A 15,315-nucleotide genomic window follows, 5' to 3' on the forward strand; every position below is an offset into this window, starting at 1 on the left:
TATTGTAGGAGTGGGGATAGCCATTCCAGGTATCGCCGGAGCTCTCTCAAAGATGGGATTATTTGCCAATAGAAGAAAGAAGAGTTGGCGACAAAAATTTAGAAGATGTCGCACCACAAGCTCACAAATAGGGCTTTGTTTTGTCAGGTTGTATATGAGCTCTTATTATTAAATGGCTTAAGCGATTCAGCAATTTGCTTATATAATTCTGGTAACCATCGTGGTTGAGCAAAATTTGTTGTGGACGGTTTTTGATGACGTAAGTCATTGGGTGCAATAATCACTTGAATATTATTTAAGCCCACACGTCGTGCTAAAATAAATAATTGATCAATCGCTAAATCGCCAACAGCCAAACAACCTACGGATAAATTCTTACCATGAATGAAAATGTTATTACCTAAATTTCTGCGCCCATCTTGATACCCTTTTTGACGATCAAAATTATTAGGGTAATTAAGCATCATTGATAAGTGCATGCTGCTAAAAGGATTAAAATTGACTAATTTATACACACCTTCTGGGATTTGTTTATCATTTTCGCGAAGCTTGGGGCCCAAGCGACCACTAAAGCCAGCTAAGGGATAATTATGAATATGTTTCCAAGATTTCTCTGAATTTCTTGCCCAGAGTTCTATTTTGCGTTCTGATTTAAATGCAAGAAGAGCAACCTCACGGGGTGGATAGTTTACTCCAGCTTTAGTAAAATATGATTTAAGCTGCGGCTCAACACGCAGGCCATAACGCTTTATTGCACGATCAACGGCTTGATCCCAATCAAGCTTATGTGTCATAGAAAAAGCATTAAGACTAGATAACACAATAAATAGAGTAAAAAGCCGCTTCATAAAAACACTAACATGATAAATTATAGGCATGGTATCAAATAATAATCCTCAGAACAATTTAAATTTCCCAGGTTTTTCTGTAAATATTCCCTGGAGTTCAATAACTTAGCAATTATTTTATTGGTCTCGCACTTGTTTTTTTCGCTGATAAGTTAAATCGGCTCATTATAAAATCAGGGCTGTCCTCTAAACGCCCTATAGAAGCGATAAGTCCGTAATAATTAGGGCATAGATACATGACGGAATTGTCAGGTATCACTTTATAAAATACGTATTTATAATGGCAATAACTGGGTTTGTCGAAAAGTGCTACTTGTATTATTGGTGTCCTTTCTTTTTTATGTTCTATAAAAAAGGCGTTAATCCATAAATTGGTAATTACTAATAATGCACCCACCATAAAAAAGGCATTAAGAAAACTGCCAAGGTATTTAAAAGAACTGGAACTCATACATAAGTGCGTGATAATACGGATTAGCGCCAAGAGCAATATGAATAAGGTAAACGAATAAATTGATGCATTCATGTAATCAAAATAAGTACTAAAAATCTGATTACCAGAAAACTGAAAGTGAATTAATAAAGCAATAAGACTTAACCATAAAGAAGAAACAATATAGTGTATAGCTCTTCTTTGCTCACCAATAATCAGGAGCACCAATGCAATAAACGGGAAAAAATATTGGATAATCTTGGCCAGGGTATACATTGAGTAAATCTCTCAAATTAATTTAGCACTCAAGAACTTATCTATTTATATCAGTATTTTAAAATGATGGCTAGGGTCTATTGAACTGTTGCTTCATGTTTGTCTTTAATCAAAATGATATAGGGCTGTGTTGGGAAGGTTGTTGTTTTTATAAGAGTATTCGGCACACTAATTTTTTTTATCGCAAACGGATTTTTTGGCGAAAATAGGTAATTCGAAGGGTCAATTAAATTAAGTATGTATTTAGGATTTGTAGTTGTTTTAATATTGGATGATGTATTTGGATGCATACTACCAATCCATAAGGGACGATTAAATTCTGATAAATTATAATTTGATTCCCAAATGCGCAATTCTAACGATAAATTAGTCTGCTTGTCTGTATATATCATAAAAAGGGAGGGGCCTTTATTTTCATAGAGTTGCGTGAGCAAAGGTAATTTAACCCCATTAGATTGATTATTTATCCAGGTTAGTAAGTTAGTAAAAAAAGATTCAGTATGTGATTTCCAGCCATTTTGCTCCAGATAGTCTTCTAGTAAATCCAAGTCTCCTGAATATTCAATATTTAAGAGACTAATCCTTTTGCCAATGCGATTAAGTCTATAAAGCGGCAAAATGGGCTTTTTCTGATTCCACCATACCTTCTCATTTAGGGAAAATTCTTTATGGTAAGGAGTATGATTGTAAGATAGAGTATGGAAGTTAAAATACGTAGAGATTGAGCTGGCAACTAGAACGCCGAAGAATAGAGAACACGCAATAGGTGCAGCATTAGCTACTTTTAACGAAGCTAAATTAGTTTTTCTATAGATTAAACAAAAAAACAGATTAATAGTTGCTCCTGCAAAATAAGCGGCAAGAACATCTGTTAGCCAGTAATCGCCTAAATAAAGTGCACCTAAACCACTTAAACCAAGAATAGTAAATACAAAGGTTCTCAGTGTATTGGTAAATAAAGAGTAGATTTGATTAATATAAAATAATAAAAAGCCATAGAAGGCAGTAGCAACGAGTAAATGATTTGCTGGAAAAGATGAACCAGGCATTATCATTAATATACCTGTAGGCCTTGGGCTAGTAATGTATTGATTAAGTAAAGAAGTGAAAAATGTGGCACAGATAACTAAGCCGCTTAAATAAAATATGGCTTTCAAATGTTTGTTATGAATAAACCAAATACAGCAAATAACAAAAAGGGTACAAATGGTTAGAGTCGAAGTGAGTTGAGTACAAAAAATAAAAAAGGCTTGTAAGACAAAAGTATGTACACTTTGCAGGAACAAATAAGTGGGCATATTTAGCGAGGAGATCCATTGACCTTGTAGTTCCAGTATCAAAAGAATGATAAAACTTATTAGATAAAGCATTGCTTGTAAAGCAAGAGAAGCTGTAATGTCGTGATTCAGTTCGCCTTTGGGTGTTAGCATTTTGCATAAGCGACCCAATACTGATTTATGCTTCAAGACACGTGTCCAAATGGCATGTAAATGCCGTTTAAAAAATGAATTTAATTTGCTGACTAACCATTTGATCATCAAGCTGATTATCCAAATTACTGCAAGAATGATAAGGATAAGGACAAAAAGTCGAGTAGCGCTTTCTCCAGAAAGTTCATGGCTGGCGGCCCCAATGACTACGCCTGGCATGACGTAAAGTAAAGCCCAACCGATGGCTGAAAGCACATTAGCAATAAGAAAACGCCATTGCTTCATATGTAATATTCCAGCAATTACGGGAATGATGGAACGTAAAGGTCCTATGAAGCGGCCAATTAAAACGCTCTTCCCACCATGTAAGGCAAAAAAATCTTTACCATATTTGAGCCATTGTGGATATTTCTTAAAAGGCCACATCTCAGCAAGGCGTTCGCTGTACACATAGCCCAAGGTATAACTAAGGCTATCACCAGCAACAGCACCTAAAATTGCTGCCAATAGCGTTAGGTCTACACGCATAATTCCCGAGCCTGCGAGTATCCCAAGGGCTGTCATCGTGACACTGCCTGGGACAATACTGCCGATTATGGCTAGTGATTCAGCTAAAGAAATGAGAAAGGTGATTAATAATGACCAATGAGGGTTTTGTTGTAACCAATTAGTAAGCGGTTGTACATAATCTACTAACAAACTCATAGGATCTCTTAATTAAATTGTTGTAGAAAGCTTTGTGAAAAATGCTGATTCACATCATCTAATACTACTTTAGGATAAAAATGGCTTATCTGTGTCATTTCCATTTTTGCAAATCCACAAGGGTTAATTCCTAAAAAAGGTTTTAAATCCATATCTACATTTAACGAAATTCCATGGTAAGTACAACCATTTTTTACTCTTAAACCGATGGAAGCAATTTTTTGTTCATTGATATAGACACCAGGAGCACCACAACGAACATTGGCCTCAATATCATAGTGAGACAATACGGAAATGATAATTTGCTCTAATTGGCAGACTAGAGTCCTAATCCCTAAATTTCTGCGGCTGATGTCCATTAAGATGTAAGCAACTAATTGTCCAGGACCATGATAAGTTACTTGGCCGCCTCGATCAGATTGTACGATGGGAATGGATGCAGAATTTAATATATGTTCTGATTTACCTGCTTGTCCTTGGGTATATACCGGGAAATGCTCTAAAAGCCATAATTCATCAGGGGTTTGTACATCACGATTCAGAGTAAACTCTTTCATCTGCTGCCAAATTTCCTCGTAATTTTGTACGCCGAGTTGCCGTATTTGCATTTATAGAACCATTTTTATTTCAGAATGCTTAGAAACTTCTCTGTAGAAGTTATCAAGCATGTTTTGGTTTTCAGCATAAACGGTCACTGTGATCGCAAGATAATTATTACCTTTACTTTTTTTATGAGTAATGTTTTCTTGTTCAATTTTTGGAAAGTGCTTCAATGTTATTTCCTTGATTTCCTGTAAAAAAGCAGCGGTGTTAGGCCCCATGATTTTTATAGGAAAATGGCAAGGAAACTCAATTAGTGTCGTATTTGTCATAATGCACCAGCCTTAAGAGCCAAACCAGCGTTTAAATGCCAAACGCACAGAGTCTTTAATACGTGTGAAAAACCCACCTGACTCAACGTCTTGCAGAGCATAGATTGGTCGAGTTGAAACAATGCTATTATCAAATTGTACAACTAAATCCCCAATTTTGTCGCCTTTCTTAATTGGTGCTTCCAAGAATGAAGGTACTTTGGTTGAAACATTAAGACGCTGATATTGTCCAGTAGGAATGGTGATGTAGTGATCTTCATTCAAACCAATCAAGACTTTATTCACTACACCTTTATATAAAGGAAGTTCTGCTACTGTTTGACCTGATTTATATAATTGGTGCGTTTCAAAAAATCTAAAGCCATAATTTAATAATTTTTCACTATCATCGGCACGAGAAGAGTCATTAGGTTCACCTAGAACCACCGCCAATAAACGCATGTTATCGCGTTTGGCTGAAGAAACAAGGCAGAAACCAGCATCATTAGTGTGACCTGTTTTAATGCCGTCTACTTGGTTATCACGCCATAATAAACGGTTACGGTTTGGCTGACGAATGCCATTATAAGTAAACCATTTTTGCTTATACCAATCATAATATTGGGGGAAATCAATAATTAATGCACGACCGAGAATTGCTAAATCTTTTGCAGTAGTGTAGAGGTTAGGATCAGGTAAACCAGTACTGTCTGTAAAATGACTGTTTTTCATGCCCAGATTTTGTGCCTGTTGATTCATAAGATCGGTAAATGAGTTTTCTGTACCGCCAACATGTTCCGCCATAGCAACGCAGGCATCATTACCAGAATCTACAATAATCCCTTTTAATAAATCTTCAACTGCAACTTGCTGGCCTTCTTTAATAAACATGCGCGAACCACCAATTTTCCATGCTTCTTTACTTACGCGCACCATATCAGTTAAATGGATCTGTTCATGGTGCAATGCATGAGAGATGACGTAAAGAGTCATCATTTTAGTTAAACTGGCTGGAGGCAAATGCTCTTCACTGTTTTTCTCAGCAATAATTTTACCACTGTTTACATCAATTAAAATGTATGCTTTAGCATTCAAAATAGGTGCTGCAGGAGTTACCATAGGTTTATTAGTGACATTGGGAGAAGGTCTTTCCAATTCTGTGCCAGAGGTCGGCCGCTCTAATACGTCCTTCCCTTCTGCAAAAGTATTAGATGATTGAATAATCAAGGTGATAAGAAAAAGTGTTGTTAATAAAATAGACGTCGAGCGGGTCATTTTTTTACCTTTATTGCCTGGCATGGTTACAAATCACGTATCTTACCACAGCATTTTACAAGCAACCAATCTACGCAAGTAAAATATTAAATTATTTTTTTGTTTTAAATTTATTGCAGGCAAAATTTCGAAATTTTCTAACAATTAATGTATATTAAGAGCAAACTTTTATTTCAAAATGGAACTATATGAGAAAGATACTTATTGCTGTGGCGATATTCTTGGCTGGTTGTCATTCTACAAATCAGTCTCTTCACTCTGGCAATGTAAGGGGGCAGGTTCGTGCAAAAGGCATTCAGCAGAATCATAACCAAGCTATTTATAACCGTTATAAAAATAAAGATAATCGTTATACACAAGCACAAGATGGCGCACCCACTAACCAAAAACAACTTAGTTTCAAAGAACCGGTTCCAAAGAAGGAGCCCATAAGTCGGTATGGGAATCCTACAGAATATTATGTAGACGGCAAAACCTATAAGGTACTCGCTAATTCACATCGTTATAAAGCACGAGGTATTGCCTCTTGGTACGGTACGAAATTCCACAAACAAAGAACTTCAAGTGGCGAACCTTATAATATGTACGTAATGTCTGCAGCACATAAAACATTGCCATTACCTACTTACGTACGCGTAAAAAACTTAAATAACGGTAAAGTAGCAATAGTAAAAGTTAATGATCGCGGTCCATTTCATTCCAATCGAATTATTGATTTATCTTATGCTGCTGCGTTAAAGCTGGGAGTATTTCCTAAAGGGACGGCTCATGTAGAAATTGAAGCTTTAGCAGGGCCATTAGTACAAGGTCGTTATTTTATTCAGACAGGAGCCTTTTTCTCTGAAGTTTTAGCGAAGCAGTTAAAAGCAAAAATAGCGCGCTTTTCACGAGCCCCAATAATGGTTGAACGTTATCAACAACGCTATATAGTCAAAGTAGGACCTTTGGACAATAAAAGTGCTGCTGATGCCTTAAAACGAAAATTAGCACAAAATGGCGTTAAAGACTCCTTCTCCGTGTTGATTTAATGAATGTATATGGGATAATTGGTAGTTTGGTAATGGATTAATAGATAACATTATTTATTATAACTGTGAGGTGTTCGATCGATGCATGAAGGCTCTGTATTTTATACCATGTTCTTAATTTTTGCAGGGGCTGCGTTTTTATCGACACTTGTTCTCTATACCAAACAATCCTTACTGGTTGCTTATATTCTCTTGGGAGCCATTTTTGGACCTTGGGGATTACGTTTAGTACCTGATATAACCACCATCCAGCAAATAGGTGATATAGGGATCGTGTTTTTGCTCTTCTTGTTGGGTTTACACTTACAACCACAAAACTTAATTCACATGCTCAAAAAGGTTACCTGGATTGCCTTAATTAGCTCTGTGGTTTTTGGGCTTATGGCTTATACTGTTGGTCGTTATTTTGGATTGACTGAAATAGAGTCATGGACTTTGGGTGCTTCGATGATGTTTTCAAGTACAATTATCGGCTTGAAATTATTACCTACGACTATTTTGCATCATCAACATACTGGTGAGGTGATGATCAGTGTGCTGCTAATGCAAGATGTGATTGCGATTGTAGTGTTAATCCTCATCAATGGTGCTCAGCAAGCAAGTGGATTATCTTGGAATGATCTATTTTTAGTAGGCCTTGATTTACCCGCACTGGGATTATTTGCTTTTCTCTTTGAGAAACACATTCTCATTCGCTTATTGGCCCGTTTTGATAGAACTCAGGAATATGTGTTTTTATTATCAATTGGTTGGTGCTTGGGGTTGTCAGTTTTGGCCCAAAAAATCGGATTATCAGAAGACATCGGTGCATTTGTAGCAGGCGTTGCTTTAGCAGCGAGCCCTATTTCTCTTTTCATTGCCGAAAGCTTAAAGCCACTACGAGATTTCTTTTTGGTGATGTTTTTCTTCTCCATCGGCGCTACATTTAATTTTGGGTATGCGCAACAATTATTTATTCCCGCTATTATCCTTTCCGCCTTAGTCCTTATCGTGAAACCAGCCTTATTCTTTGTGCTGCTTAATCGCTCCGGTGAGAAAAGAACTGTAGCTAAAGAAGTAGGTTTTCGTTTAGGGCAGGCAAGCGAGTTTTCCTTATTAGTGGCAAGTATTGCATTTAGCACTAAACTTATTTCGGATAAGGCATCAAATCTTATCCAAGCAACAACTATTTTAACGTTTATTGTTTCTTCATATCTGGTTGTGTTGAAATACCCAACCCCTATAGCACTATCTGATAAAATGCGTAAGGATTAATTATAATGAAATTATTGGTTATATTACTGTGCTTGTTTAGCGAACGTTTTTTGGTACATACCATTTCATTCCAGCGTTTCAACTGGTTTAGTGAATATTATCAACGCATTAAGGGTAATGCAGATAAAAATAATTTTTTTACTAATCCTTGGGCTCTGTTGGCTTTAATTGTTTTGCCCTTGATTGCTATTACTGCATTTGTTTATTTATTAATGCATGGACTTTTTTATGGCTTTATGGGGTTGCTTTTCAGTATTATCATCTTTTTTTATTGCCTTGGGCCGCAAAATGTTTTTTATCCAGTAGCGCAATCAGTGACGAAAGATACCAATCAGTTAGTAGGTGATTATTTTTTTATGGTGAACCGCCAATTGTTTTCTGTTGTTTTTTGGTACATTGTTGCTGGCCCGATCGCTGTGGTCACTTATCGCTTAATTACTTTGTGTCGGGATATTAATCTTGTAAGTTTTCAGGCAAATGAAATGACTGATTTACTAGAGTGGATTCCTGCACGTTTAACTGCGCTATTGTACTTGGTTGTCGGTAATTTTCAACGCGGTGTTAAACTCTTTTGCAGCTCTTTTGTTGCTAAACCAGATTTTAATCAGGAAATGTTACGTGAATGTGGTTTGCAAGCGTTACGTGCCAATGACGCAGATGAAGTTGCACTGCCTGCAGCTGAAAGTTTAGTTGAGCATGCGATTATTGTGATGTTGGCATTTATTGCTATGTTTACTTTAATTTCGTGGTTGTAATAATTTATATGTGGATTTTAATACATGAGTTTTTTAATAAGAATAATATGTTGTCTTTTAGCGCTCAGTTTATTGAGTTGCGCGTCTAAAAATTCACTTGTAAGGCAAAAAATAGATCAATGCCAACTAAGATGTGTACAACATTTTGAATATTGCCGTCAGCATTGTGTTGATAATTGCCCTAATTGTTCTTGGCGTTCAACACTACGATCGGCAGAAAATTTTACAAAATATGTAAATGAACGCAAAGTTCAAGGTGAAAAGGTCACACGTGAGTTGAATTCTTATCGTGATCTACTACAATGCCGCAAAGTAACCTGTAACTGCATGGCAGATTTAGAGGTCTGCAAACAAAATTGTTCTGGCGTAATCCCAAAACGATTACAAGCGGTACCTAATTGTGTATAGATAGAATGTCGGGGACATTTTCATGGCAAATGAAACTAATTTAGATATAGATCCTATTGAAACGCGCGAATGGCTGGATGCCCTTGAAGCTGTATTAGCCAATGATGGTGCTAAGCGTGGCGCTTTTCTTTTACAACAACTGATTAATAAGGCGAATACTGAAGGAGTGAATTTAAGTAGTTCCCTAAATACTCCTTATCGGAATACCATTAAACCCTACGAAGAAAAACAAATGCCTCCTGATGAAGGGATGAGCAAGCGAATCAACGCGTTGATTCGCTGGAATGCCGTTGCTATGGTTTTGCGTGCTGGAAAATATGCATCTGAATTAGGTGGGCATATTGCATCTTATGCTTCTGCATCTACTTTATACGAAACAGGGTTTAATCATTTTTTTAAAGGTCCTAACAGTGAGGGTGGAGGCGATCTTTTATACATCCAAGGTCATTCTTCGCCTGGTATTTATGCACGTGCTTTCCTTGAAGGCCGTTTAAGTGAACAGCAATTGGCTTACTTTAGGCAAGAAGTTGAAGTGGATGGTTTATCTTCTTATCCACATCCATGGTTGATGCACGATTTTTGGCAATTCCCTACAGTTTCCATGGGCTTGGGGCCATTGCAGGCGATTTATCAAGCACGTTTCTTAAAATATCTGGAAAATCGTGGTTTGATTAAAGAAACAGGCCGTAAAGTATGGGCCTTCCTAGGTGATGGTGAAACCGATGAGCCAGAATCATTAGGTGCATTAAGTATTGCCGCAAGAGAAAAACTCGACAATCTGATTTTTGTTGTAAATTGTAATTTACAACGTTTGGATGGTCCTGTGCGCGGTAATGGAAAAATCATTCAAGAGCTTGAACGTGTATTTCGTGGTGCAGGCTGGAATGTCGTCAAGGTCATTTGGGGTGGCCGTTGGGATCCGCTTTTGGCACAAGATAAAGAGGGTTGGTTGCAAAAACGTATGGAAGAATGCGTTGATGGTCAATATCAAACTTATAAAGCCAATAATGGTGCTTATGTACGACAACATTTTTTTAATGAATATCCTGAATTGAAAAAAATGGTTGAAAACTATTCTGATGACGATATTTGGCGTTTGAACCGTGGTGGTCATGATTCTCAGAAAGTCTATGCTGCTTATGCCCAAGCTGTAGAGCATAAAGGAAGCCCCACCGTTATTTTAGCTAAAACGATTAAAGGTTATGGTATGGGTGCAGCAGGTGAAGGGCAGAACATTACTCATCAACAGAAAAAAATGACTGTAGATCAATTACGCATGTTTAGAGATCGTTTCAATATCCCAATAACTGATGAGCAAATTACTGACATACCATTTTATAAACCTGCAGACGATAGCCCAGAAATTAAATACATTAAAAAACAGCGCGAGGCGTTAGGTGGTTATTTACCTACACGCACATCTGAGATAGAACCATTAATAGCTCCAGAGCTTGCCGAATTTTCTGCAATAACCAGTGGTTTGGGTGAGCGTGAAATTTCTACCACTATGGCTTTTGTACGTATTCTTTCTGTTTTATTAAAGAATAAAGAACTCAGCTCGCGAATTGTGCCTATTGTTCCGGATGAATGCCGTACTTTTGGTATGGAAGGTCTTTTCCGTCAAATTGGTATTTACTCACCAGTAGGGCAGCTCTATACTCCCGTGGATCATGAGCAAGTAATGTTTTATCGCGAAGCAACCGATGGACAAATTCTTGAAGAGGGAATTAATGAAGCGGGTGCGTTTTGTTCCTGGATTGCCGCAGCGACTTCCTACAGTACAAATAAATTGGCAATGATTCCATTTTATATTTATTACTCCATGTTTGGCTTCCAACGCATTGGCGATTTAGCGTGGGCAGCTGGAGATATGCAAGCTCGCGGGTTCTTATTGGGTGGAACTGCAGGGAGAACCACACTTGCAGGTGAAGGCTTACAACATCAAGACGGGCATAGCCATATTTTAGCGTCAACAATTCCAAACTGTGTCTCTTACGATCCAACTTATGCTTATGAGCTTGCGGTGATTATTCAAAATGGTTTGTACCGTATGTATGAAAAAATGGAAAATGTTTTCTATTATATTACGGTAATGAATGAAAACTACATTCAGCCAGATATGCCTAAAGGTGTGGAAGATGGCATTATTAAAGGAATGTACTTATTAAAAGAGAATAAGAAAAAATCCAGGCTACATGTGCAATTAATGGGATGTGGCACTATTTTGCGTGAAGTAATTAAAGCCGCAGAAATGTTAGAAGAAGATTATGCAATTACTTCTGATATTTGGAGTGTAACCAGCTTTAATGAATTAAGACGCGATGGTTTAGCCGTTGAGCGACATAATGCAATGCATCCTGAGAAAAAAGCACAAGAAAGTTATGTCACTCGGCAATTAAAAGAAAAATCAGATCCTGTAATTGCTGCTAGTGATTATATGCGCCTTTTTGCAGATCAAATTCGTCCTTACGTACCTAATCGTTACGTGACTCTGGGTACTGATGGCTATGGTAGAAGCGACACCCGTGAACGTTTACGTCATTTCTTTGAAGTAGATGCTAAATACATAGTCTTGGCTGCATTAAACGCTTTGAATGCTGAAGGAAGCATTGATAAATCTAAAGTTGTTGATGCAATGAAGCGATATAACATTAATCCTGACAAGTTAGATCCGGTAACTCACTAAGAGTTTCCATGCTAGGGTTTTTGCTTCACGGGTAAGTTAATAATTTTGTCATTTTCGCGAAGGCGGTAATCCATTTCCAATGTTGGTTTTGTGCCCCCATACAAATGGATCCCACCTTCGTGGGGACGACGACAGTGGAGCTCTTAATTTAATAGCTATAGGCTTTGCCTTCATGAAGGCTAGATTAGAGGATAGATATGGCAAATGATATAGAAGTTAAGATCCCTGATATTGGTGGGTCTACACAAGTGGATGTAATTGAAATTTTAGTAAAAGTTGGTGATAAAATTAGTATTGATACACCACTTATTACTTTGGAGTCAGACAAAGCCAGTATGGAAATTCCTTCACCTATTGAGGGGACGGTTACCAAGTTGAATGTTAAAGTTGGTGATAAAGTTTCTGAGGGAGATGTAATTCTTTTTGTTGTTGCAGATAAGGTAGCTGATACACCGAAAGAAGAACCAAAGCCTACAGTCATTCCACAAGAAAATCAACCCGAAGCTTCTTCTGTACAAGAAACTACAACTTCAGTTGACACCAAAGAAATTGAAGTGAAGGTGCCTGATATTGGTGGTGCAACGCAAGTAGATGTCATCGAAATAATGGTTAAAGAAGGTGATAGTATCAGTGTTGACACGCCATTAATTACTTTAGAATCAGATAAAGCCAGTATGGAGATTCCTTCTCCAGTTACGGGTACTGTGACGAAAATGAGCCTGAAAATTGGTGATAAAGTTGCAGAAGGTGATGTGATTCTTGTTGCTGTTTCTAAAACTACTGCGCCCAAAGCTGCACCACGGCCTACAGCTGTACCAGCAACTGCTGCATCTGTAAGTGAAGCAGCAACCGTGCAAGCACAAGCCTCCCCAGCTAATGATTATATTCCACCATCAACAGTAATTGCTGCAGGGCCTGCAGTACGTCGTATGGCAAGAGAATTAGGTGTTAATCTTGCGGATGTTCAAGGTTCTGGTCGCAAGTCACGTATCATGAAAGAAGATCTTCAAGCGTATGTTAAAGCCCGTTTAAGTGCGGTATCTACAGCTCCAGGCACTTTAGCAATGCCTGCGGCGCCAAGTATTGATTTTTCTCTTTTTGGTGAAATTGAGATCAAACCTTTAAATAAAATTAAAAAGCTTACTGGGCAAAATGTACATCGCTCCTGGATTACTATTCCTCATGTAACGCAGTTTGACTCTGCTGATATTACCGATATTGAAGCATTTAGAAAAACTGAAACAGATCATGCTAAAGACAAAGGCTATAAGCTGACTTTATTAGCGTTTGTATGCGCAGTAGTAAGTAAAGCACTCCGTGTTTACCCACAGTTCAATGCTTCTTTGGATGCTTCAGGCGCTAATTTAACTTATAAGAAATACTGCAATATTGGCATTGCTGTAGAAACTCCTAATGGTTTAGTGGTTCCAGTAATCAAAAACGTAGATAAACTCACTGTGACCGAAATTGCAATGGAAATGAGGCGTTTAAGTGTCAAAGCACGTGATAAGGGATTAATGCCTGGGGATATGTCTGGTGGTTGCTTTACCATATCCAGTCTTGGCGGTATTGGCGGAACGTCATTTACGCCGATTGTTAATAGCCCTGAAGTTGCTATTCTTGGTCTGTCTCGCTCTGAAATCAAACCGGTTTATCAAGACGGCGTATTCCAACCAAGATTAATACTGCCTTTATCTTTGTCTTATGATCATCGCGTGATTGATGGAGCAGAGGCAGCTCGATTTACACGTTATATTGCAGAGTGTTTGGCAGATATACGAAGAATTTTACTTTAAAAAACGTTCCTTTCTTTTTTAAAGAAAGAGAAATCTTATGTATTAATAAATTAATTTAAGATAAGAGGCTTGCAATGGCTAATAAAATCAAAACTGAGGTAGTAGTTTTAGGAAGTGGACCTGGCGGATACACCGCAGCATTTAGAGCAGCAGATTTAGGCAAAGCGGTTGTTCTTGTTGAGCGTTATGATTCATTAGGTGGTGTGTGCTTAAATGTGGGTTGTATCCCCTCCAAAGCCTTATTGCATATTGCTAAAGTTGTTGATGAAGCTCATGAGATAGCAGAGCAAGGAGTTGATTTTGGTAAACCTAAATTAGACAGTAAAAAAATGGTTGCTTTTAAAGACTCTCGCGTTTCCAGATTGACAGGTGGCTTAAAAGCTTTAGCAAAACAACGTAAAGTTGAAGTAGTAACTGGCGTTGGTAAGTTTTCAGGCACTCATCAAATTACCGTTGAAACTAAAGATGGTCTGGTTGAAATTGAATTTGAAAACGCAATCATTGCTGTGGGTTCAGAGTCGGTTAATTTACCATTTATTCCAGAAGACAAACGTATTTTCAGTTCTACTGGTGCTTTAGAATTAGCGGATATCAAAGGCAATTTATTAGTTCTTGGTGGTGGTATTATTGGCTTGGAAATGGCTACAGTCTATTCAGCTTTAGGTGTAGACGTTACTGTAGTTGAATTTATGGATCAATTAATTCCTGGTGCAGATCTTGATTTAGTGACTGTATTGCAAAAGCGCATGGCGAAAAAAGGTGTTAAGTTCTTGCTGAAAACTAAAGTGACCGCAGTTGAAGCGAAAAAAGATGGAATTTATGTTTCAATGGAAGGTGAGCATAAAACAGATAAACCGCTTTGCTTCCAACAAGTTTTAGTCGCTGTAGGTAGAAAACCTAATGGTGGCGCAATTGATGCGGGGAAAGCAGGTGTTAAAATAGATGAACGTGGTTTCATTAAAGTTGATAATCAGCAAAGAACAAATGTTCCTCATATTTTTGCGATCGGTGATGTGGTTGGTCAACCAATGTTGGCACATAAAGCAATTCCAGAGGGCAAGATAGCAGCGGAAGTGATCGCAGGAATGAAGCATTATTTTGATCCTAAATGCATTGCGAGTGTTGCTTACACTGATCCTGAAATTGCCTGGGCTGGTTTAACTGAAAAAGAAGCCAAAGAAAAGAATATCCCTTATGAGAAAGGAGCATTCCCTTGGGCTGCAAGTGGGCGTGCATTAAGCATGGGCCGCGAGGAAGGGATGACCAAATTGTTATTCTGCCCAGGTACAAAACGTATATTAGGTGCAGGTATTGTTGGAGTCAATGCAGGTGAGTTGATTGCAGAAACTGCATTGGCAATCGAGATGTGTTGTGATGTTGAGGACATTGCATTGACTATTCATCCTCATCCAACTTTAACTGAGACAATTGTACAGGCTGCTGAAGCTTTTGACGGTACGATAACGGATCTGTATTTGCCTAAAAAGAAGAAATAGGCTTATTGGCACGGTAATGAGTCCTCATCTTCGGGAGGACGCCGTGCTCTTACATAACTCCATTAAAACCTGTT

General features: G+C 37.9%; 12 protein-coding genes. 6 read left to right on the forward strand and 6 right to left on the reverse strand.

The window, feature by feature from the left end; genetic code table 11:
* Positions 1-143 precede the first annotated feature (143 nt).
* From QM652_RS01835 to QM652_RS01860, 6 genes are all read right to left on the reverse strand, one after another.
* The gene (locus QM652_RS01835) at positions 144-848 is read right to left on the reverse strand and encodes a L,D-transpeptidase family protein (protein ID WP_415072482.1); all 705 of its coding nucleotides are present in this window, start codon (positions 846-848) and stop codon (positions 144-146) included.
* A gap of 112 nt (positions 849-960) precedes the next feature.
* Positions 961-1,557, reverse strand: coding sequence for a type I secretion system protein LssZ (locus tag QM652_RS01840; protein WP_415072444.1), 597 nt, complete (start codon positions 1,555-1,557; stop codon positions 961-963).
* A gap of 77 nt (positions 1,558-1,634) precedes the next feature.
* The gene (locus QM652_RS01845; protein ID WP_415072445.1) at positions 1,635-3,692 is read right to left on the reverse strand and encodes a VTT domain-containing protein; all 2,058 of its coding nucleotides are present in this window, start codon (positions 3,690-3,692) and stop codon (positions 1,635-1,637) included.
* Positions 3,693-3,700: 8 nt separating this feature from the next.
* A complete protein-coding gene (gene lipB / locus QM652_RS01850; RefSeq protein ID WP_415072446.1) occupies positions 3,701-4,300 on the reverse strand; it encodes a lipoyl(octanoyl) transferase LipB in 600 nt (199 codons plus the stop codon).
* On the reverse strand, positions 4,301-4,564 hold the full coding sequence (locus QM652_RS01855; RefSeq protein WP_415072447.1) for a YbeD family protein: 264 nt from the start codon (positions 4,562-4,564) through the stop codon (positions 4,301-4,303). It lies immediately after the preceding gene.
* Between the two features lie 12 nt (positions 4,565-4,576).
* Positions 4,577-5,818, reverse strand: a complete 1,242-nt coding sequence (locus QM652_RS01860; RefSeq protein WP_415072448.1) for a D-alanyl-D-alanine carboxypeptidase family protein — start codon at positions 5,816-5,818, stop codon at positions 4,577-4,579.
* 188 nt (positions 5,819-6,006) lie between these two features.
* Here QM652_RS01860 and QM652_RS01865 point away from each other — a divergent pair, with 188 nt between their 5' ends.
* From QM652_RS01865 to lpdA, 6 genes are all read left to right on the forward strand, one after another.
* Complete coding sequence (locus QM652_RS01865) at positions 6,007-6,846, forward strand: septal ring lytic transglycosylase RlpA family protein (protein WP_415072449.1); 840 nt, start codon at positions 6,007-6,009, stop codon at positions 6,844-6,846.
* 81 nt (positions 6,847-6,927) lie between these two features.
* Positions 6,928-8,100 carry a cation:proton antiporter gene (locus tag QM652_RS01870; protein ID WP_415072450.1) on the forward strand — a complete coding sequence of 391 codons (1,173 nt, stop codon included), beginning with the start codon at positions 6,928-6,930 and terminating at the stop codon, positions 8,098-8,100.
* A 5-nt stretch (positions 8,101-8,105) separates the two neighbouring features.
* Positions 8,106-8,855 (forward strand): regulatory signaling modulator protein AmpE, encoded by a 750-nt coding sequence (gene ampE / locus QM652_RS01875; RefSeq protein ID WP_415072451.1) that lies wholly within the window; start codon positions 8,106-8,108, stop codon positions 8,853-8,855.
* 430 nt (positions 8,856-9,285) lie between these two features.
* On the forward strand, positions 9,286-11,949 hold the full coding sequence (gene aceE, locus QM652_RS01880) for a pyruvate dehydrogenase (acetyl-transferring), homodimeric type (RefSeq protein ID WP_415072452.1): 2,664 nt from the start codon (positions 9,286-9,288) through the stop codon (positions 11,947-11,949).
* A 197-nt stretch (positions 11,950-12,146) separates the two neighbouring features.
* Complete coding sequence (aceF, locus tag QM652_RS01885; protein WP_415072453.1) at positions 12,147-13,745, forward strand: dihydrolipoyllysine-residue acetyltransferase; 1,599 nt, start codon at positions 12,147-12,149, stop codon at positions 13,743-13,745.
* A gap of 74 nt (positions 13,746-13,819) precedes the next feature.
* Positions 13,820-15,241: a dihydrolipoyl dehydrogenase gene (lpdA, locus tag QM652_RS01890; protein WP_415072454.1), complete on the forward strand. Its 1,422-nt coding sequence runs from the start codon at positions 13,820-13,822 to the stop codon at positions 15,239-15,241.
* Positions 15,242-15,315 lie beyond the last annotated feature (74 nt).

Source organism: Legionella sp. (assembly GCF_047605385.1).
Classification (GTDB): domain Bacteria; phylum Pseudomonadota; class Gammaproteobacteria; order Legionellales; family Legionellaceae; genus Legionella.

What these genes read in the sequence shown, in the direction of transcription:
- ampE (WP_415072451.1), top strand. Translation starts at nt 8,106, where the DNA reads ATGAAATTATTGGTTATATTACTGTGCTTGTTTAGCGAACGTTTTTTG.
- QM652_RS01870 (WP_415072450.1), top strand. Translation starts at nt 6,928, where the DNA reads ATGCATGAAGGCTCTGTATTTTATACCATGTTCTTAATTTTTGCAGGG.
- aceF (WP_415072453.1), top strand. Translation starts at nt 12,147, where the DNA reads ATGGCAAATGATATAGAAGTTAAGATCCCTGATATTGGTGGGTCTACA.
- lipB (WP_415072446.1), bottom strand. Translation starts at nt 4,300, where the DNA reads ATGCAAATACGGCAACTCGGCGTACAAAATTACGAGGAAATTTGGCAG.
- aceE (WP_415072452.1), top strand. Translation starts at nt 9,286, where the DNA reads ATGGCAAATGAAACTAATTTAGATATAGATCCTATTGAAACGCGCGAA.
- QM652_RS01835 (WP_415072482.1), bottom strand. Translation starts at nt 848, where the DNA reads ATGAAGCGGCTTTTTACTCTATTTATTGTGTTATCTAGTCTTAATGCT.
- QM652_RS01845 (WP_415072445.1), bottom strand. Translation starts at nt 3,692, where the DNA reads ATGAGTTTGTTAGTAGATTATGTACAACCGCTTACTAATTGGTTACAA.
- QM652_RS01865 (WP_415072449.1), top strand. Translation starts at nt 6,007, where the DNA reads ATGAGAAAGATACTTATTGCTGTGGCGATATTCTTGGCTGGTTGTCAT.
- lpdA (WP_415072454.1), top strand. Translation starts at nt 13,820, where the DNA reads ATGGCTAATAAAATCAAAACTGAGGTAGTAGTTTTAGGAAGTGGACCT.
- QM652_RS01860 (WP_415072448.1), bottom strand. Translation starts at nt 5,818, where the DNA reads ATGACCCGCTCGACGTCTATTTTATTAACAACACTTTTTCTTATCACC.
- QM652_RS01855 (WP_415072447.1), bottom strand. Translation starts at nt 4,564, where the DNA reads ATGACAAATACGACACTAATTGAGTTTCCTTGCCATTTTCCTATAAAA.
- QM652_RS01840 (WP_415072444.1), bottom strand. Translation starts at nt 1,557, where the DNA reads ATGTATACCCTGGCCAAGATTATCCAATATTTTTTCCCGTTTATTGCA.